Here is a 20903-nt window from a genome sequence, read left to right on the forward strand (position 1 = left end):
AACTACTGATATCTAGAATGGTCTTGATTCTTTTACTTCTGGTCTGTTTCCATTTTCAGCAATGAAATTCATAATTTTTTCAAACTGAGAACAATCATAAATTGATCGAAATTGAAACCACTCAATACAACTTAGAAGTCCATGGCCTAAAAAATCCCATTTTTTTACTAAATGGTTTTTTTCTAAATAACTTAAAGATTTCTCAATCCTATTGATTTGTATTTTATAAAAACTATTTTGTTCGAATTGAGGGATATATTTCATAAACTGAAAGGCCAAGAAGCCAGCATCTGTAATACCATCTATAACAGATAAAGTATTTTGAAATATTTCATCTTCACGTGCTTGAGCAAGATATACATTATTGAGATATTCATATATCTGCCTTGATTCAAATATAGTCATTTCACCATGGATTAATATTGGAATTTTTCTTAATACATTGAGGGATTCAATATAGGTCAAATCTTTTTCATCTTCAAAATCAACTGATTTAAAATTAAAGTCTTGGCCATGTAAAAAGAGTCTTAACTTTCTGGTATAGGGGGAACGGTGTGTTCCAATTAAAACAAGCTCATTCATCATGTCTCCAATGTTATAAAGTATCCCTGGTGCTTTCTCATATTAAGAACGCCTTTTTCAAATATGAGGTATTGTCCTTTAATTCCTGTCAATTTTTGTTCCACAACTGAAGTTTTATCAAAACTAATTGAATTAATTTTTTCTGGAACACTTAAAATGGGATATTCGATTAATGTAAGATCATCGTCTAAATCTTCAGCATCCATATGATCTAAAAGATCAGCAAAATCATTATAAATTTGTTCTCTTAAATCATAGAGATCAATTTCTTGTTCTACTTCTCCTTTTATCATTTTCCGCCAATTCGTTTTATCACTAAACATTGATTTTAACTCAACTTCTATTTCTCCAGCACTTTTTCTGTCTTTAACTCTTACAACAGGTAGGGCCTCTGTGGCGCCTTGATCAATCCATCTTGTAGGAATTTGTGTGTGTCGTGTGATCCCAACTTTCACATGAGAAGAAATTGCGAGATACACAAAATGTGGAATAAAGCAGTGTTTTTCTCCCCATTCTTTATCTCTACACGTTCCTTTACTATAATGACACAATTCAGGTTTAACGATACAAACATCGCATTCAGGTAATTGCATAAATGCTTTATATGAATATCCCTGATTGTATGTTTTTTTGATTTTCTCACCGGTAGCAATACAATTGATCTGGCCATTGTACTCAAGTTTGATATTTCTACCAATAAATTGATTCATTGGAACTAAATTGTCACCAAGAGGCAAAGAATAGCTAACAGGAGAATTTAATGTTGTTTTCATTTTTAAAATATTTCCGGAGAATTTCATGGAAGTGTTCCTATAAAGTTAGCTAGTTCTCCAAGAACATTTGGAGGTATTTCATGGCCTCCAATAAATGGCCGGTATGTTAACTTGGAGCCTGAGTTTATAAAAAAATCTCGAAGCAATATAGCAGTCGAGTATGGTAGAACAGGGTCTTGCTGCCCATGAGATTGAAATATTTCAAGTTCAAAGATTTTACCTTGATTTGCACTCCAGTTTTGTTTTTTTGTGAATGCTCCAGATAGTATAAGTAACTGTTTTGGTTTTAAATCACTATTGAGAACAATATCTGTGGCCATCATGGCCCCTTGGGAAAAACCGCCTATAATTATTTTATCGTAGTTTTTAGATAATTCATTCAAAAGGCCCTGAACTTTTTCACTGGCCATATCTAAACCTTCAGGATTTTGATTGGCAAAATATTCAGGAAACTCTCCAGAGCTGACTGCATTTTGAAAATCCATCATTCGTATTGGAAACCATGCTCTTCCTGTCATGAAAGGCCCTATTGGTACTTCAAGTATTCCATTCGGAAAATACCAATCAAAGCGCCCTTGAGAGTCTAAATAACCCCCAAGATTAAAAAGATCATTACAATCGGCCCCATATCCATGAAGCAACACTACTGCTGTCGCTGAATTATTTAAATATTCCCGAAATTCAATTTGTTTTATTTTTTTCATTTGATAACACCAATTTTTTTTGAAAAGAAGTTTTCCCACCATAAACTTCATTCTTAACATTAATAATGCTTTGATTTTTCAAACTCTTTAGTTCAATAATCGTGAAATTATATTGTCCATCTATTCCTACGATTTGATTGGGATTTGGATATTTTTCAAAACTACCGGGAAAAACTTTTGCATGTATACCAGAGCTAGTTATTTCAAATGTTTGTCTACCAATATAACTTTTATCTATATTTTGAATTTCTGAAAGATGTCTATCTCCTGATAAAAAGAGCACTGGTTTATCTCTTAAAATCTCAAGAAAAGTCATAAAACTATTTGGATGAAGTCTTTCATATGATTCAAATGGATGAAAGTTACCAAAAAACTGATCGCCACTTATTAAGAATGAAAGCTTTTCACTTTGATCAAGTTCTTGTTTAAGCCATTGGACTTGAGATACCCCAAAATGAGTCCCACGCACGTCATTGGCCGAGTCTCTAAATGTTCTGTTGTCTAAAAAATAGAAATTGGCATTTACGAAATTTAAACTATATCCAACCCCAAAACCTTTGTGTTCATTACTTAATTGGCCATTGGGAAAGAAAACTTTAAAAATATTTGCATTTTCTCTCGCATACTTAAAATTTTTATCCCCATTATTTTTACCGTAATCATGATCATCCCATATTCCATAAACTGGAACTAATTCTCTTTTTTTGTATAATCTGAAATTTAGTCTACCATCTACAAAACGCTGCCATAACTGTTGTGGAGATGCCCCGTTTTCGATCCATTTTCCATCAACATAATCACCATATACATTATCTCCAATGAGAAGGTACATGTCTAAGTCATGCTTGAAAACTTGTCCCCAAATATCACTTTGAATTTCAGGAAACATATCTGACATGCAAGAAGTTAATAAAAATCTAAGTTCTTTTTTAGTTGTATCCAAAGCTTTGAATTTTCTTATATCAATTGTTTTATCGGCCTCTTTTACAACAAGCAAATAGGTATTATCTTTATTTAAATTGTTCAGATGAATTTCAGTTATCATCCAATCTGAGTATGCAACAGTATGATTGATAATTTTAAAATCTTCAACACTCTGTCCATGGAGGCCATTTTTGAAAATCATGTAATCATAATTTGAAGTTTTAGTTGCTAAAATATTGATTATCGACTCTGTTTCATTTGTTGAAGTTTGAAGTATAGATAGATGCCCCTCACCTCCTGGCACAATTGAAATATTTGCGCATGATGAAATAACAAAACAACAAAATAATAAAATTTTTAACATATTATGCCTTTTTATAAGTTTTTGGCCTTTTGCGTTCAGGAAAACAAGTCTTACACAAAACACAACTTAAACCATCACATTGTCGAGCGCTACAATATTTGCGCCCGTAGAAAATAATTTGTAAATGAAGTTTATTCCATAAATTTTTAGGAAATAGTCTTTTAAGATCTTTTTCCGTTTGAACTACATTTTTACCATTTGTAAGATCCCATTGTTGGGCAATTCTGTGAATATGAGTGTCAACTGGAAAGGCCGGTTGCCCAAAGGCCTGGGCCATAACAACCGAAGCTGTCTTGTGTCCAACTCCTGGTAATTCTTCAAGGAGTTCAATTTGATTAGGAACTTCTCCATCGTATTTTTCAATTAAAATTTTTGAAAGATTATAAATGGCCTTAGCTTTTCTTGGGGCCAAACCGCATGGCCGAATTATATCTTCGATTTCTGAAACACTTAACTTGAGCATTTCTTCCGCAGAACTTGCTATACCAAAAAGAGTAGGAGTAATTTTATTTACTCTTTCGTCAGTGCATTGTGCAGAAAGTAAAACCGCTATAAGCAGAGTATATGAATCCCTGTGATCAAGTGGGATGGGAGTCTCTGGAAAAAACTCTTCTAACTTCATGGCCAGATATTCCACTCTTTCACTTTTATTCATTTTAGTTTTCTCCCTTCTCATGGGATATGAAACTATCAAACCAACTAAAACTTGGCCATTGATCATTAATGTTCTTGCACATAGAATTGAGTTTTATGAAAAGTATTATTTTGGGCCTTATAAAATTTTATCAGTACTTTTTATCGCCATTTCTTGGGACGAATTGTCGTTTTTCGCCGACATGCTCAGAGTATGCGAAACAATGTTTCATAAAATTTCACCCCATGAAGGCCTTTGCTTTAACAATCTGGAGAATTCTAAGATGCCAACCTTACTCAAAGGGAGGTTATGATCCGGTTCCAGATACACCAAAACGAAAGGACTATAAATGAAATATTTCCTTCTCTCATTAGTGCTTATTTCGGTCATTTATGCATCCGAATTCACTCAAGGTGTAGATAAATTAGAAAAAGATATTTTCGAAAAATATAAGTTTCAAGAAAACCAAATTTCTTTTACGTTTAAAGAAATTAGCTCTCTGGAAGAACAAAAACTAAATCATAGAGAATTCAATCAAACTAGGCCCTTTATCCCTGCATCAGTGGCCAAAGTCTTTTCAACTTTTTATGCTTTAAAAACTCTAGGGCCTGATTTTCGTTTCCAAACAATTCTACGATCTAACGGAATAGTAAAAGAAGGTGTGCTCCAGGGAGATCTTCATCTGCGTGGCACAGGGGATCCATCTTTGAACAATTCACATTTATTCAATCTTGTCTTACAACTCAAATCATTAGGAATTACAAAAATTGCTGGAAAATTTTATTATGATGATTCACACTTTGCTTATTTAGAAAAAATTAGTGACTTAGGTTTGGGAGATCAAACTTATAATCCTGGACTATCAGCACTTTCAAGTGAATACAATCGAGTCAAAATATGGAGATATGGGAACTATAGAACAACTTGGAAAGATAAGTTTATAGAAATTCCAGATTTAGATACCTTTAGTGTTGAGAATTCTAAAGATAAATTTCACTTGGGTAAAAGGTTCAAACTTGCAGAGGTAAATGAGAATAAAGAAATTTGGCTAATCAGCAATCACTTACGTTATAACACTGTTGAAGAAATACCTATTCGCAATCCTGCACTTTGGACGGCCTCACTTTTTAAATTGATGGCCCAAAGAGAAGGAATTGACTTACCATTGATAGAAAAACTTCCCTCACCTGTTCCAAATCCGTTGGCCTACAAAACTCTTGCTCTCAATCAATCTGCACCATTGATACAGTTAGTAAAGCTTACACATGAATATAGTAATAATTTATTCGCTGAAGCAATTGTAGTTGCTGCACATTTGCACAGAGGAAAACAAATCACAACTATTGAACAGAGTGCGAATGAATTGCTCATTGCTCTGAAAGAATTATTTCCAAAATTAGATTGGAGCAGTTTTTCCTTTAAAAATGCTTCTGGTCTGTCATCAAATTCAAAAGTGAGTACAGATCTAATAGCAAGTTTTTTAAAAAATATAGTTTCTGAAAAATTTGGCAACCACTTTTTTAGGAGTACATTAAGTATTTCAGGTCAAAGTGGTTGGTTGATTAGAAGATTAAACACTCCAGATTTATCACATCGCGTATGGGCCAAGACAGGTGCCATAGATTATGTCTCATCTTTGGCCGGATATTTTTATGCAAAATCAGGTAAGTTATACAGCTTTGCATTAATAGTAAATGATTTTGAAAAACGCAACAAGTCAGACAATGGTGATGAAAAAGAAATTTACTCCTTAAAAAATTCCGCTTTAAAATGGCGACATCGTTCACATGATTTTATGGATGATTTGTTAACTCACTGGATAAATCGTTATTAGCTGTCGCTCTTGACACAATAACACCAAAACCATACTGTGATTTTTAGGTTTAATTATTTGAGGACTATTACGATGAAAGCTCTTTTACTCAGTTTATCTGTTCAGATATTTTTTGTAGTTTTTGCTGAAGATGCTGCTACTAACGGTAACGAACAACAAGATCTAGTCTTTGAAGAATTAAAATATTTAAGTCAACAAGAGGCCAATCAAAAAATTAAAATGGCACATATACAAAAAGAAATTGATTCATTAACCTCTAGAATGGAAGAACTTTTAAAAAGTGACTTTCTTACAGTTCACGAAAAAAATGAAATCTTCCACAAACTAAAGAATGAATTTGATAAACTTGAACAAAGTCAGTTTGAAAATGAATAGAAACTATTTTATCAAATTACAAACTTAGCTGCGGATCAGTATCTACTTTTAAAGAAAAATCACTGGGTAATTTATAATGCATCAAAAAGAATTCCGTCATTCTGTGCAACATCTCTAAGTTGTTCGATTTTAAAAGAATAATCCAGGTAAAGCGATTTGCTTTTTTTTCAATCATACATGGAGAAGGGCCTAATACTTGAATTGGTAATAATTCTTTTCTACAAACATTTTCTAATTTGTTTTTCATTGAAATGGCCTCGGCCATAAGTTTATCTCTAAATCTGGATGTGATGAAAAATGCAATCAATCGAGAAAAGGGAGGATAGTCTACTAATTCACGTATTTTTAATTCATCATGATAAAATTGATCAAAATCATGGGCCGTAAGATATTCAAATATTTTGTTCTCAGGATTAAGTGTCTGTATTAAAACTTTTGAATGATGTCCAAAGCGTCCTGATCTTCCCGATACTTGCTTTAAGAGTTGATAACCTTTCTCAATCGCTCTAAAGTCTGGAAAGTTTAGAATTGAATCAATTCCCAACACAATAACAAGATTCACTTTTTCAAAATTATGTCCTTTAGATAACATTTGAGTGCCAACAAGAATATCAATTTCTCCGTTGTTAAAATCTCTTAACTTTTTAACTAATTGATCATGATTCTTGATTTCATCACGATCAAAACGATCAACTTTAGAATCTTTAAAAACATATTGTAATATTTCAGCAACCTTTTCTGTCCCAAAACCCTTTTGAATGAGATGTAAATTTCCGCATTCTGGACATGATTCAGGTACTGAAATTTTATAATCACTATAGGCAGAAACAAGCTCTCTTTTTTCTTTGAAGTATCTTAGTAAAGTGTCTGAATTCGGATCTAAAAATCTATAACCACATCCATGACATTGTACATAGGATGCATAGCCTAGTCTTCCTACAAAAACGAGAACCTGCTCTTCTTTCTTTAAAGCTTCTGAAATAGCTTCTATACTTTTATCATGAAAAGGCCAGATCAGTTCGTTTACTGATTTTTCTCTTGCATCGATCAATTCAATATTTGGAAGTTTTCCAGTAGAAACTCTATTTGGGAGAGAAAAATAATTTTCTTTGTTTTGACAGTTAAAGGAATAAAAACTTTCTAGGGATGGCGTTGCAGATCCCAAAACAATTGGAATTTTAAATATTTGGGCCTTCTTTATCGCAACATCTCTCCCATTATAAGTACATCTATCAGTTTGTTTGAAACTTTGATCATGTTCTTCATCAACAATTATGAGTCCCAAATTTTCAACCGGTAAAAATACACTCGATCTCATTCCCAACACGACAAAGGGACCATTTTCTTTTTTTAGTTTGTCCCATACACGGTATTTTTCAGAATTTGAAAGTGCACTATGATAGGGCAAAATCTCGCCAAGAGTATGTCTTAACAAAGTTGAAATAAATTGAGGTGTCAAGTTTATCTCAGGTAATAAAAAAATAACTGACTTACCTTCCTTTAGAACTTTATTTATCAATTTGAGATAGATTGCGGTTTTTCCACTTCCAGTTACACCATGTATAAGAAATTTGTTAAAACCATCTTTCAGCTGATTTGAAATAGTATCGAAATAATTTTTTTGGAGATGATTTAATTGGAATGGAAATTCTTCCCCTTGACCTGAAAAGAATTTTACATCCTTTGGTCTTTTCATAAATTTAGGTAAACAATCGAATACAAGTTGTCCTAAAGAGTAATGATAATATTTTGACATCCAAGAATAAAGTTCAATTTCTTTTTCTGATAAATCAAATGATCCCTCGATTTCATTTTTTAAAATGTTTTTGACTTTAAAATCTGTTTGTTGCGAATATTTTTCATCCTCCTGAAACGTCTCAAGCACAACACCTAAAGCATTTCTTCTTCCTAGAGGCACTTCAACAACTTTGCCAACTGATAATTCTTTATCTGACTCAATTGAATAGGTTAAAACTGACTGTCGTACAGGAAAATCCACTGCCACTTTGCAAAAGTTCATTTGGGCATTTTACGAAAATTTGAAAGATCTGGAAAGCTACCTTTTATTGGGCCTTTTTAATTTGCCCGGTCATTTGAACACGCCCATGGTCCTTTGCATTATCTTCCGATTTTGTGAAGTCAGAACTAATAATATTGGCCTTTTCCTCAATAAATGGTAATTGTTCATAGGGTCTGCCACCATCAAAGTCATCTGGAAGCCTTTTTCTTGTTTGTGTTTTGGTGATAACTTTTCGGACATTTTTTACAAGTAAATCAAATAATTTAGGATCAATTTTTTTTCCGGATGTTTTTTCCATAAGCGCCAATGCCTCATCTGTAGACATTGCATCGTGATAAGATCTTTTAGTGGTTACAGCATCAAAAAAATCTGCAATTGCAGTTATTCTGGCCAGAAAATGTATATCCTCTCCTTTAATTTTTTGAGGATAACCGGTTCCATTCCAATTTTCATGATGTTCTAGAATAACTCTCCTAACTGCAGCAAAATCCATTCCAACCATCTTTGACATTTTATCATCCAAAAGCTCTGCCCCCATTATTGGATGTTTATTTACAATTTTTTGGTCATCTTCTTCTAATCTTCCTGGATTATTTAATATTCTTGTAGGAATTTTAATTTTACCTAAGTCATGAAGTAAACCTCCAAGTCCGGCCGTAACGAGTTCATCTTTAGAAGCTTTTGGTTTCCATGTTTTATACATTGAAATACAATACATCGCGACATTGATTGAATGATCAAATGTATAAAAATCATGAAAGCTCAATTCACCTATTAATTCCTGAATTTGATTAATATTATAGTCGTGTAATACATCTACCATGCACTCAACAGATTCTCGACATCCAACAAGCGTATCGCAAAGTACTTCTGTATTAAATTCTCTATCTTCGCTAAAAATGTCCGATAGATAATGAATTGCAGAATCCTTAATAACTTCAGTTTTGGCCATGACACTGGCCTGATCATTTGAAACTAGAGATTGTAAATAATCTCCTCTTTGTTCCTCTGGAATATAGATACGATTGTATTTTCCAACAAATGTAGTAAGGTCATCAACACTTAAAAATTCACCCTTAGGAAAAATTCGAATAAATTTCTCCTTAGTTTTTAAGGCAGAAGAATTTATATAGAGATCATAGTCTAATTCACACTCCACATTTATGAGATGGGAGCTCACTGAAAAAAAGTTCATATTCAAAGACATATTTTATTCCCGTTTTTTCACCCTATAAGCATTCTATCGCTTCTTCGAGGCCCATAACAGCAAATAAAAACTCATGTTTTGAGCTTATAATTTCAGATAGTTGTGGCCGGTAAAGAGGATCATTCTTGCCTTAATTCATGGCCAGGAATTTCTAACTCATTAATTTTTTGTATATACTTAAGTTTGGAGATAACTTCTGGACCTCTGCGTTCTCCACGTTTTGATTTAGTCCACAGAAAGTATTTTATTTTTGTAAGATGGTCCTCTAATATTTTTTTACTAAAAAAATGGCCTTTTTTTAGGAGGTGATATACTTGCTCTAAATCATTTTTTACAAGAAATTGAAAAACTAATTTTGACTGTATTTCAAAACTTTCTTTTTTTAGTTTTTCAATAAGTATGTCTGATACAAACGTTCGTGGGATAAGAGGAAGCTCTTCATCTTCTCTTAGTGTATTTAATAGCCCTCTAGAACCTTCAATTGGAGAATATTTTTCTATCATTTTAAGCATGTCGTTATAATTTATATTAGGTTTAAACACATAGGGGTATTCTGTTCGCAATGTTTGTTTTGAGGCCATTTCAAAAAACGTATTCCAATCTTTATTCTTAAGAAAGTACAAAAAAACGCTCTTGTAATACTTGAATGCCTCGTCAATGTATTCATGCTTTAATTTATAAATATCAGAAAATGATGGAGGAAGATCATTAACTTGTTTTGCACCTAGTTCTCTCAATTTGGAGATAAAGACCTTGATTGTTTTTAATTCTTTTTCCTTGTTTAAATATTTATCTGTTAGATTTCCTATTTCCTTCTTTTTTTCCAAACATAGATCTAGCAAAGTATATTTGCTTGAAATTTTATAATTATTCAAGAGTCCTTTACCTAGTCCTACAAATACAACGCTAAGAATTTGTTCATTTCTTTCCAAGATAGAAATAAAAGAATCAATGTCATTTATAATAATTAAATTTAATAATATATTGCCCCAAATCTCATTGCGTTCTTGCTCTGTAAGTATATACAAACTTTCATTAATAAAATCATACATACCAGCAACAAATTTTCCGTTTTCAAAATTATAATTTTTTAAAAGATTAATATCTATCTCTAATAGACCTCTAAAAAATTCATGTCTTTCAAAAAATATACTTAGAAAGTAAAATTTCCTTAGTCTTATTCTGTGTTTATGTTCAACAATTTTTTTGTAATATTCGAAAAATTCATTCGTTTTATTTTCAAGAAATAAATAAATCATCGTTTCAAATTCTAAGGATTGATTATAAATTTCTATAGCACTACTTTTAGTAATTATATTTTTTTTAATTTTTTTAACATATTCACTTTCATAGTCTAATTCGACCATGGTCATAAAATGCACAATATATTCATTTAAAACTGTAAACTCTTCTTTGCTTTTGGAAGACCAAAGACTTTTAATATTTTGAAAAACAAAGTCTAAAGTAAAGGTTTTAACAGTTAAGGATTCTCTCTCATCCAAAACCTGTAAACCTTTATTCAATGAAGTACGTATTAATGCCAAATTTTTTTTATGATCATTATTGTGGTTTAGTAACTTGATAATATTATCATCAATTTGCATATACTGCTGACACTGAGGATCTTTCTCCTCACAAATTGCATTCAGAGAAATAAACAACGCCATGAAGGCAAATACTCTTAAAATCATGTGAATAGGGAATCTACACCTACTTTTTCAGTTTTTAAAGAGAAAATATTTAGCTACAAAATTGTTCTTGAAACAAATCCTAAAAAAAATAATCAGTTAGTTTTACTTTTTTTACTGTCTGAGTTTTTCTCACTTTTTTTCTCGAGGATTTGTTGACTCATCAAAGCGACCAGGCCTGAAATATCTTGCAAAGTATCAATTTGCGAAAAACTTTGGATAACTTCATCTCCCTTAAGTTCAATGGTTAAAACGGGAACTTTTCTTTCGCGCCACATATATCTTCCAAGGCTACCAGGGTAGTTACCTAGGCGTCTCCAAGGCATTTTCTCAAACCTAGGAAATTTAAAAGTTGGGCCATCGAAATCTAGAATTCCAAAAGGGGTATGCAAGGAAATGATAAAGTCAGGAACAAAATCTTCAATATGTGAAATAGCGCACTTTGTTTCTTGCTCCGAAGCTCCTGCAGGTCCTGGATATTTACTTTCATGTCCTTTATAACTCTTTTTCCAAAAATCTATCGCTCTAGGGTTAAATTTATCGGTTGGAAAATTTCGGTTAAGGTCTACACCTCTTGAATTGGTTCTCGTGTTTGCTTGGTGTCCGTCTGGATTAAGTAGAGGAACAATCCTCCATGTACTACGAGGATTAATCGACTGTAGTCTATCCATCCACTTTCTGGCCAAGGTGCCACCTTCAGGCTCATTTCCGTGAATGAGGGCGAAAGTTAGAATCTTTAAAGGTCTATTGAGTTGAGATACTTTTTCGAAATGAAAAATTGGACTTTTATTAGTTTGTGAATAACAACCATCTAAAACTTGCACTTGGGTACAAAGACTTCTTATTCTTTCCTCATCGAATTTTTTTGGAAAACTTTTCAATCCTTTCATGCAAGAAGAATGAATTGAACTAATATCATCACTTTTAGAGTTATTTTTTTGTGTAAATTGCTCTTGGGCAAATACACCCGTAAATGAAAACAAAAAGATTAAACAAAATTGTAATCTACGCATAAATACTCCACCCTTTTTTCTATAATAGGACGATGTTAAATTTGTGTCTAGTGGGTATCACGAATTATTAAGTAGTTAGAGATAAATATATTTTTATATCATGGATAAAGAATATATTTATTCTTTTTTATTTTTATCAATAGATTTTTGTACTATTAAAGCTCCAATTATATCACCTTCAACATTCACCGCAGTTCGAAATGTATCAAGCGGTTTTTCGACAATCATCAAGAGACCAATTGCCTCAAGAGGAATTCCAGCTGCTAAAAGGACCATTTGCATACCAGACATTGATCCTGAAGGCATTCCAGGAGCACCAATTGATGAAATCATGGCCATAAAAAAAATGGATAGAATTGATACTGTTGTAAGTTCAATTCCATAGAGATTTGCTAAAAAAATAGCAGCGACTCCTTCAAATAAAGCTGTTCCGTCCATATTCATTGTGGCGCCCAATGGAAAAACAAAGCCAGAAACTCCAGGGTTAATACCAAGTTCGTTTTCACATGTTTTCATAGTTACAGGCAGTGTTGCTGAGCTGGATGAGGTTGAAAATGCAATTGCTAAGGGTTTGCCAATTTTCTTGAAAAGCTCTACAGGTGAAATTCCTGTGTATATTTTAGCAATGAATGGTAGAACAATTACACCATGAAACAGTGTTGCTCCTAATACGAGGACAGCAAATGAAAGAAGTTCAGTGAAAATATTTCCAGACATTTTTAATTTAAAATCAAATACAATGGCAAAGATGCCAAGAGGGGAAAATAAAATAAACCAAGAAAGAATTTTATTTAATGCCAAATTTATATGGGTAATAGCTGTTGTAAGTGGACTATTTCCAGGTACTCCTAACAAAATACCAAGCCCAATTAAAAAAGCGTTAAATGCAATTCCAAGGATATTTCTTTCACTGAGTGCTTCGAATGGATTTACAAATGTTTTTTCTAGGATCTTTCCAATAATTTTAGAAGCAGAATTTGAGTTTACATCAATAAACTTTGAACTCTCTAAAACTTGCATTTTGGGAGATATAATTACATTTTTGTCACCATTATTTTTTAATTTTGAACCTTCCCAGGGGTGTATAAAAAACACGGCCACAAGACCAATAGCGATTGCAATTATTGTAGTCGAGATGTAGTAAGTGATTGCTATTTTCCCAAGTGATTTCAAAGTATTCACATTGCCAATATTAATCAAACCACCAACAAGCGAGAAAAAAACTATCGGAGCAACAAGCATTTTTAACATATTGATAAACAATGTTTTCACCATCAAGATGACTCCATAGATTTCAGGAGGATTATTGCTGGTTGCCCATACCTTTTCACCGAATAGATTTGCAGATAAATATCCCAATATCCCGAATGAAATTACCCAAAAGGTAAGATTGTGCGTAATTTTTTTCACTGATACTCTCCGGCATTTTGATGGATAAGTTTTTTGAAATATTCTCTATCTATGATCTAGTATTAAAGTGAAAATAGAAAGTAAAGATTTTTGTTTAGATTTAAAAAATTCTTAAAACCAAAAGAGGCCAAACCATAAGCGAGTTGCAGTTTCAGTTGCTTTGTGTTGCTCTACAGCAACAGTCATGCCAGATGATTTCCAAAAATTTAGATTTATACCCACTCCTAAACCATATCCAGTATCCATTCTCACAAGTTCATCATATGTACCAAGTCCAAATACGCCTTCAGCAAAAAGAAAAGGCTGAGCGGGAGTTTTTTGTAGATGAGTGAGGGGATAAAAATTAAAACCAAAAGAGAATTCTCCTTGGGTTAGGCCAGAAGCAAATGCCAAAGCAAAACCGGACTGCCATCTAAACATTGCTGGTTTTGTAGAAAGATTAAACTTTAAAAGTGCAGCACTAGCGGTTCTTTCATCATCGGCCTGAGGAGTATCGTAACCTCCTAAAAGATCAAATTGAAATTTTGCCGCAAAGAGATTGGACGTAATAAATGATATAAGAATGGTAAAAATAACCCTTTTCACCATTCAAGTATACCAGCAAACTCTCTAAATAAATCATCGAAGTTTTTACCCAGTATGTCAGACTTTTTTAGTCTCATTTTATTCTAATTATTTACGGCCACTTATAAAAGTGCTATAAGTCTACTGACTTGGGGAGACGTGCCTGAGTGGTCCAAAGGAACGGTTTGCAAAACCGTACAGCCAGCGGTTCAAATCCGCTCGTCTCCTCCATTTTCTTTCACAGACGAGCTAGGAATGGCGAGCAACTTCGATAATAAGATCAAAAAATGTGATATTCAAAAGGCGCAAATCGATAAGTTCCGTCCCTTTTCAAAAATACAAGGCCAAATGTTAAAAGACCATTTTAAAATAGGACTTACCTATTCTTCTAACGCCCTCGAGGGAAATACGCTTACTCTCATCGAAACTAAAGTCGTTATTGAGGATGGCCTTACAATCGGAGGAAAAACAATTACTGAAATTGAAGAGGCAACAGGACATGGAAAGGCCTATGACTTCATTTTTTCTCTACTAGAAAAAGATAGAATTTTAACAGATGATATCTGTGAAATTCACAAAATTTTTTACAGTAATATTGATGCTCAAAATGCAGGTGTATTTAGGAAAGTGCCTGTAAAAATTTCTGGACTAGATTCTGAATTGGCACTTCCAAACAGAATTATCGATTTAATGAATGAACTTGAAAATGATTTCATTAAATTGAGCAAAAATACTCACCCTATTGAGTTTGCGGCAACTATACACAATAAGTTCGTCACTATTCATCCTTACATGGATGGAAATGGTAGAACTGCTCGTTTACTCATGAACCTTATTCTGATGAGAGGCGGTTTTACGATTACAATTATTCCTCCGATCTATAGATCTGAATATATCGAGTGTGCTTATCAAGGCAATAAAAGCAATCATCTTCCTTTCATTAATATGCTCTCATGTATGGTCTATGAAAGTCAGAAGGAATACTTAAGCTTCTTAAATCAAGGATAATTCTTTTAAAAAGTAGAATCTTGTCTAAATAAAAACTCAATTACTTGAACTACAATATGAAGTTAACAGCATATAATTAATCCAAGTTCTGAATATTGTGTATAAATTATCCATATTGGTTTCAAAAATAATCCCTGAAAGTAATTTATATTTAAGTCGAATCTAAAAAATTTAATAACTAATTTCATTATATAATAAAAAAAATTTCAAAAATACTCACAATTTCATAACAGTAGATAATTTTTTTACATATATTTTTGACACACTCAACACAGTTAACTTGTCACATAAACTAATTTGTGGTTTAGATTTTTCGTGTGTTTACAACAAAAATTCTGAGGTTTTCAAAATGAGTTTACTATCAAACAAAAAAATACTGACGACTATTTTATTAATCTATTCTTCACTATCACTATCCAATAGCGATAAATACATAAACCAATGTCATTCTCCTGGAAATGTTAACACTTATAAAACTAAATCAGATTATGGTACTGGAAGTCTTACCATTACTAGAAAAGGTGATTCAACAGATTCAAATTTTACTTCTGAAAATACTATACAGGTTGAACTATTTGACCATCTAGAACACCATAAATGTGTTGAAACACCATACAATGTAACTGAAACCGTTTGTGAAAATGTTGATAGTAATACAGCAAACGGTCTAGGTAATAGTACTTTCTATAGCTTCTTCGATAAAAGAATCCCTTTGCAAGAACGAAGTAAAATTTTTTCTAAGTATGTAGAATACGATTCTATAAAGTATACTAAATTAGAGGCCGCTGAGATATTTATCTATGAATTAGATCATTTCACTGATTCTTATGGTGTTTACACATGGAAAGATTTTGTCGGTATTATCAAGAAAATTCAGAGTGAATCAACTCTAGAGATATCTTTTGCTAGTAGTATCATATCAAAATATGCTCAAGATAACCAGGAATCATTAGGCCTTATCAGCTATCCAAGAGCACAGTATACCATAAGTAGTGGAAACTCATATCTGGCGGACATTTTTGATATTTCATTGCCAAGATATCGAAGAGACAGAAAAATTGAGACGATAAAAGGTATAGATCAAAATTTAGTAAGTAGAGTCAATAATGCACTCTATATTTATTCTAAATATAGAGGAACTCCCAAATCCTGGACAGAGTTTGTAGAAATATTTCAGGATTTAAGGAACAATGATGTCATTTCAAAAGAAGAGTTAAATCTTATTACTAGAATTCATAGTAAAACAAATCAAGAACTTTTAGGGCTACAAGTGAGTGCAAGAGTTTGCCTTCCTAGAAAGAAAACATATTATTACAATCAACTGATTGTTACTGGAGAAAAAATATTCTCGAAAAAAATAAATGTTCCGGTATTCTTAAATATTACAAACGCTCCATTATTGAAAGGAGAACAAGAAAATTTTACTTTTTCATATAATTCTCATGAAGAAAATGGATTCTCATTTAAATCAAATTTTAATTCTTACAAAACGATTCCTCATGCTAAAAAATTGAATGATGCAATATATGTGATGCTTGAGGGCCAAACGAGATTTAAAAACAGACCTCCTAATTCCTTAACTATAAACACCATCTTGAATAAAGATGACTCACTCGATATACAGATTACTGATCATGATTTTTTAGCTAACAAAAATGCTCGAACCTTTGTAACGTTAGAAATATACAAAAAAGGACTATTCGGTTGGGATTTTTTAGATAAGATAATTTTCTCATCAACATTAGAATTAGCTCAAGGTGAACAGTCGTCTCGGTTTAAAACTGATTATAAATCAGATGATAAAGATGATGAATATTTCATCATTTACAAAGTTCAACGAAGAGGTTCTGACTATTATAATAGTGATTTTTCAGTTCAAAAGAGAACTTATCCCTCAACTGCTGGACTATTACTCTAAATCAATAAATCTAACATTCACAATTTTATTATAAACGTTGTGAATGTTAGACCTGGAAAATATATGTTTTAAAAAGTTAGATATAGATTATGTTTAATGAATTCATTACGTTGTAGACAAAATATAGACATAAATTTTATCAATACTTGAAATCATATCCATCACATACAATTTCAAAATCTAGATGATCTCAATCTTTCAATAAGGTATATTTACTTTATATTAGATAGTTTTTAAAATATAATTAATCAAGGGAGATCGATATTGTTAAAGTATTTAATTTTTTTTTATTTTCCGATTCTTCATACTGCTGATATAACAATTAGTATCACAGAGGTCTGTCCTTTTATGTGCACAAATAGTAAAGAAAAAGGATTTGTCACAGACATCACTGAGAAATCACTTTCTATGGCCGGACATAAAGTAAAATTTGTGAGTATGCCTTGGGCCAGAGCTGTAAATAGCGTTAAATCTGGAACAACTGATGGTATAATTTCTACTGCAAAATCAGAAGCTCCAGGACTTATATTTCCTCGTGAAGAAATTGCTGTCCAAAAAGATTGTTTTTTTGGAATAAAAAATAATTGGAAAATTGATAAACTTGATTCATTTGAAGGAAAACATATTATCGTTTTTAATGGTTGGGGCCTAGAGAACGAATATATAAGTAAATGGGGCAAAGAAAAATATGAGAAAACGTTTAAAGAGTTCTCCATAGATGACGAATACTTTGACAGGGTCATGAGGATGATTAACTTAAATCGCTACGACGCTTTTTGGTATGAACCTACAGTTTTTAAATACAAAGTTTCACGATCTGAAAAACACAAAAACTCAAAAGTTAAAAACCTTGGCTGTGTGACTGAACAATTGCTCTATTTAGGTCTTAATCCTAACAACCATAAACTATCACAAGAACTGGCCAGAGATTTTGATATTTCTATCAGAAAAATGAGAAATTCAGGTTCATTGAAAAAGATATTAAAAAAGTATGGCCTTAAGGATTGGAAATAATTTTTACAAGCATTTACGAAACTTTTTTCATCTCATTATTATAACTTTCTGTTAAGGCAATTTTTAACTCATTCATTCCTAATGGTTTTGTTAAAAAACCTTTCATTCCGGCCTCTAGACATTTCTGTCTATCTTCATTGAATGCATTCGCTGTTAATGCCAAAATAATAGGACTCTTTTGACCTAATTCTGAGATAATTTTTTTTGTTGCTGAAACTCCATCTAAAACAGGCATTTGAATATCCATTAGAATATGTGTGTAAGAATTTTTTAGGGCCAACTCAATGGCATTCTGACCGTTATCTGCTATTTCAAAACGAATATTTAATTTATCCAACATTTTTTTAGCCAATTTTTGATTCACTAAATTATCTTCAACTATTAACACTGAGAATTTTGAACTAAGGTCTTCAGATAAATTGTGATCAATATTTTTTTCTAATATCTCTTCTTCAACGATAGGAAAAATTACAAAAAACTCGGTTCCACTTCCTTTTTCACTGTCAAAGTGAATTCTCCCTCCCATTAAATGAACAAGTTTGGAGACAACACTTAGTCCTATTCCCATTCCTCCGTGTTTACGAGTCAGACTTCCATCCTCTTGTGTAAAAATATTAAATAGTTTTTTCTTATTATTTTGTGAAATTCCTATTCCAGTATCTCTTACAGATATTACGATCTCATTACCTTGCTGTTTTTTTCGATTGTTTAAAGAGATTTCTATTTCCCCCTCATTAGTAAATTTTATTGCATTACTTATAAGATTATTGAGAATTTGTTTCACTCGAATAGCATCAATACTCACTGAATCTGGAAAACTTTCACTGATACTAATAATTAAGTGAAGACCTTTTTTATCGCAGTCCATTTTATATAACGTTGCAATATTTTGAATGAGAATTTTAAGATTTGTTGTGGTGTTAATAATTTTTAATTCAGACTTTTCCACACTATTAAAATCTAATATATCATTTACGATACCCAATAGACCAGATGAAGATCCCTTTACAATTTCGAGCATTTCTTTTTGGTCATTATCTAACTTTGTATCTCCAAGCTGTTCAACCATTCCCATTATTGCATGTAATGGAGTTCGTATTTCATGGCTGACATTGGCCAGAAATTGTGATTTCACACTTAATGCCCTCTCTAGAGCACGAGTTCGAACTTTGATAGTATCTTCAAGATGATCCTTGTAGTTTTCAATTTCCATATTGGATTGTCTAAGTCTCATAATAAGAGAATTAAAGCTTTCTTTTAGATTTAAAATTTCACCGATATTATCAGAGGAAGGTAAGTTTTCAATCAAACGCAAGTGTTTTTGATCTAGATTATCTAATTCATTTGTCATTTTTGATAGTGGAATACTGAGATATTTTCTTAGAAAAAACACCAAAACCAAGCATAGAAGAGTTGTTTTTACTATTGATGATATAATTATTAAAAATACTCCATAGCGGATTCTTTCAAATATAACCTTATTGTCTGAAAATAATATCAGTTTCCCTAAATGGAAGGTAACTCCTTCTCTTTCCATAACAATGTTTTTTTCAATTTTAATTCTTTTTTCAAAAAAACTTTTGTTATTTTTAAAATCTGTCCCCCCTACTGAATGGATAATTTGATTTTTTTCATCTAATATTTTTCCCCCGACTACGACACTATTTTTTGTAGTTCCAACAAGAATTAATTTAACTAAATCTTCATCTAAATCATATAAAGCATTTGTTAATGAAGAATTAAATGTCCATGAAATTCTATCTAACTCATTTTGGATATTTCTTTCTGTATTTTTATATTCTAAATATATTTGAAAAAATGTTACTAATATGGCCAGAACAAAATATAAACCAAATATTGATTTTAATAACTGAAAACTCAATGTTTTTCTTATTTTTTTAAACTTCATTTTTAGAGCTCGATTGCCTCAAAAAGTGCTGAATTGTTTCAATATTTTCTAAAATTTTTTTTTCCCAAATTGTTGATATGTTTTTATAAAAATGACAGATTTTACTTTTTGTCTAAAAATGTTGATAAGGACCATTTTGAAGAGTTTTTCTTGAAATAAAATTTTACGACTACTAAAAAAAGTAAGATAAAGAAAAAATAATTTTTTTACATTTCGTTTTAAACCCATAGGGGAATCCTTAGCTTAATCCCCTATCGGTTGATATTGTCCCACCTTTATATATTATACTGGAACAATACTATCAATTAATACATAATTAGGCTTCTCTAATTACGTATTTATCTTTTCCTGCATCTACCATTTCTTTAAGTTCTTTTCCGACTTTGAAAAATGGAACTTTTTTTGGTGGAACTTTTACAATTTTTCCGGTTTTAGGATTTCTTCCTTCATATGCCTTATAGTTTCTATTGGCGAAAGATCCAAATCCTCTAATTTCAATTCTCTCGTCTCCATAGAGAGACTTGATCATGCTATCAAAGCTGATGTTTACCACTTGCTCAGCTTGTTTGTGAGTCAAATTGGCCTGCTTTTCAATCGCTGCAATTAAATCTGCCTTAGTCATCGTTTACTCCTTAAGTGTTCAAAACGTTTGACTTACCTATCGGTGGGAACCGCTAAGCTCTTAATTTATAATACTTCTTAAATATATCATAAATTTACGTTTCAAAAGGGTAAGAAAATTCTTTCCATTGCCACAAATAATGGTCAGAGTTCTTGGCCCCAAGGTTTCTAAAAAAAACCTTGGGCACATGTAACCCCTTGATTCTACAACAAAAATCTCACGAAGAAAATGTCCTCCCATAAAATAACCGCTATCGAGGTACAATATTAGCTATGATTACCTGGTATTTAGGTCAAGTTAGGGCCCATAATGCCGAGTAGAATGATATGAATTTGGGGAG

The 20903-nt window shown here is 32.0% G+C and carries 19 protein-coding genes and 1 tRNA gene; 7 read left to right on the forward strand and 13 right to left on the reverse strand.

All coding sequences use genetic code 11. The features are described from left to right. Positions 1–12 precede the first annotated feature (12 nt). The 5 genes from H6622_04845 to nth are packed head-to-tail and all read right to left on the reverse strand — an operon-like array spanning position 13 to position 4002. On the reverse strand, positions 13–582 hold the full coding sequence (locus tag H6622_04845; GenBank protein MCB9060830.1) for a glutathione S-transferase N-terminal domain-containing protein: 570 nt from the start codon (positions 580–582) through the stop codon (positions 13–15). Next, positions 582–1382, reverse strand: coding sequence for a DUF2797 domain-containing protein (locus H6622_04850; protein ID MCB9060831.1), 801 nt, complete (start codon positions 1380–1382; stop codon positions 582–584). Before H6622_04850 ends, H6622_04845 begins: the two co-directional genes overlap by 1 nt. Then, a complete protein-coding gene (locus tag H6622_04855; GenBank protein MCB9060832.1) occupies positions 1379–2059 on the reverse strand; it encodes a hypothetical protein in 681 nt (226 codons plus the stop codon). The genes H6622_04850 and H6622_04855 overlap by 4 nt, the downstream gene beginning before the upstream one ends. Continuing rightward, positions 2037–3347 carry an alkaline phosphatase family protein gene (locus H6622_04860; GenBank protein MCB9060833.1) on the reverse strand — a complete coding sequence of 437 codons (1311 nt, stop codon included), beginning with the start codon at positions 3345–3347 and terminating at the stop codon, positions 2037–2039. The genes H6622_04855 and H6622_04860 overlap by 23 nt, the downstream gene beginning before the upstream one ends. Before the next feature lies 1 nt (position 3348). Beyond that, positions 3349–4002, reverse strand: coding sequence for an endonuclease III (nth, locus tag H6622_04865; GenBank protein MCB9060834.1), 654 nt, complete (start codon positions 4000–4002; stop codon positions 3349–3351). 95 nt (positions 4003–4097) lie between these two features. Here nth and yidD point away from each other — a divergent pair, with 95 nt between their 5' ends. The 3 genes from yidD to H6622_04880 all read left to right on the forward strand — a co-directional run bounded on the left by yidD (position 4098) and on the right by H6622_04880 (position 6190). Next, entirely contained in the window at positions 4098–4334 is a 237-nt protein-coding gene (gene yidD / locus H6622_04870) for a membrane protein insertion efficiency factor YidD (GenBank protein MCB9060835.1), read from the forward strand. Then, entirely contained in the window at positions 4331–5815 is a 1485-nt protein-coding gene (gene dacB / locus H6622_04875) for a D-alanyl-D-alanine carboxypeptidase/D-alanyl-D-alanine-endopeptidase (protein ID MCB9060836.1), read from the forward strand. Before yidD ends, dacB begins: the two co-directional genes overlap by 4 nt. A 72-nt stretch (positions 5816–5887) precedes the next feature. Further along, positions 5888–6190, forward strand: a complete 303-nt coding sequence (locus tag H6622_04880; GenBank protein MCB9060837.1) for a hypothetical protein — start codon at positions 5888–5890, stop codon at positions 6188–6190. A 16-nt stretch (positions 6191–6206) separates the two neighbouring features. Here H6622_04880 and priA read toward each other — a convergent pair whose 3' ends face one another. From priA to H6622_04910, 6 genes are all read right to left on the reverse strand, one after another. Further along, positions 6207–8210 (reverse strand): primosomal protein N', encoded by a 2004-nt coding sequence (priA, locus tag H6622_04885; GenBank protein MCB9060838.1) that lies wholly within the window; start codon positions 8208–8210, stop codon positions 6207–6209. Between the two features lie 43 nt (positions 8211–8253). Next, complete coding sequence (locus H6622_04890) at positions 8254–9405, reverse strand: HD domain-containing protein (GenBank protein ID MCB9060839.1); 1152 nt, start codon at positions 9403–9405, stop codon at positions 8254–8256. A 131-nt stretch (positions 9406–9536) separates the two neighbouring features. Further along, a complete protein-coding gene (locus H6622_04895; protein MCB9060840.1) occupies positions 9537–11084 on the reverse strand; it encodes a hypothetical protein in 1548 nt (515 codons plus the stop codon). 116 nt (positions 11085–11200) lie between these two features. Further along, positions 11201–12118, reverse strand: a complete 918-nt coding sequence (locus tag H6622_04900; GenBank protein ID MCB9060841.1) for a succinylglutamate desuccinylase/aspartoacylase family protein — start codon at positions 12116–12118, stop codon at positions 11201–11203. 117 nt (positions 12119–12235) lie between these two features. Then, complete coding sequence (locus tag H6622_04905; GenBank protein MCB9060842.1) at positions 12236–13528, reverse strand: dicarboxylate/amino acid:cation symporter; 1293 nt, start codon at positions 13526–13528, stop codon at positions 12236–12238. Positions 13529–13639: 111 nt separating this feature from the next. Continuing rightward, positions 13640–14113: a hypothetical protein gene (locus H6622_04910; protein ID MCB9060843.1), complete on the reverse strand. Its 474-nt coding sequence runs from the start codon at positions 14111–14113 to the stop codon at positions 13640–13642. 132 nt (positions 14114–14245) lie between these two features. Here H6622_04910 and H6622_04915 point away from each other — a divergent pair. From H6622_04915 to H6622_04930, 4 genes are all read left to right on the forward strand, one after another. After that, positions 14246–14323, forward strand: a tRNA-Cys gene (locus H6622_04915). A gap of 24 nt (positions 14324–14347) precedes the next feature. Then, positions 14348–15100 carry a Fic family protein gene (locus H6622_04920; GenBank protein MCB9060844.1) on the forward strand — a complete coding sequence of 251 codons (753 nt, stop codon included), beginning with the start codon at positions 14348–14350 and terminating at the stop codon, positions 15098–15100. 349 nt (positions 15101–15449) lie between these two features. Next, positions 15450–17018 carry a hypothetical protein gene (locus tag H6622_04925; GenBank protein MCB9060845.1) on the forward strand — a complete coding sequence of 523 codons (1569 nt, stop codon included), beginning with the start codon at positions 15450–15452 and terminating at the stop codon, positions 17016–17018. A gap of 264 nt (positions 17019–17282) precedes the next feature. After that, positions 17283–18032, forward strand: a complete 750-nt coding sequence (locus H6622_04930; protein ID MCB9060846.1) for a transporter substrate-binding domain-containing protein — start codon at positions 17283–17285, stop codon at positions 18030–18032. A gap of 13 nt (positions 18033–18045) precedes the next feature. Here H6622_04930 and H6622_04935 read toward each other — a convergent pair whose 3' ends face one another. Next, on the reverse strand, positions 18046–19941 hold the full coding sequence (locus tag H6622_04935; protein MCB9060847.1) for a response regulator: 1896 nt from the start codon (positions 19939–19941) through the stop codon (positions 18046–18048). A gap of 316 nt (positions 19942–20257) precedes the next feature. Next, positions 20258–20563 (reverse strand): integration host factor subunit beta, encoded by a 306-nt coding sequence (locus tag H6622_04940; GenBank protein MCB9060848.1) that lies wholly within the window; start codon positions 20561–20563, stop codon positions 20258–20260. Between the last annotated feature and the right edge of the window lie 340 nt (positions 20564–20903).

The sequence above is a fragment of the Halobacteriovoraceae bacterium genome, from assembly GCA_020635115.1.
In the GTDB taxonomy this organism is placed as follows: Bacteria; Bdellovibrionota; Bacteriovoracia; order Bacteriovoracales; family Bacteriovoracaceae; genus JACKAK01.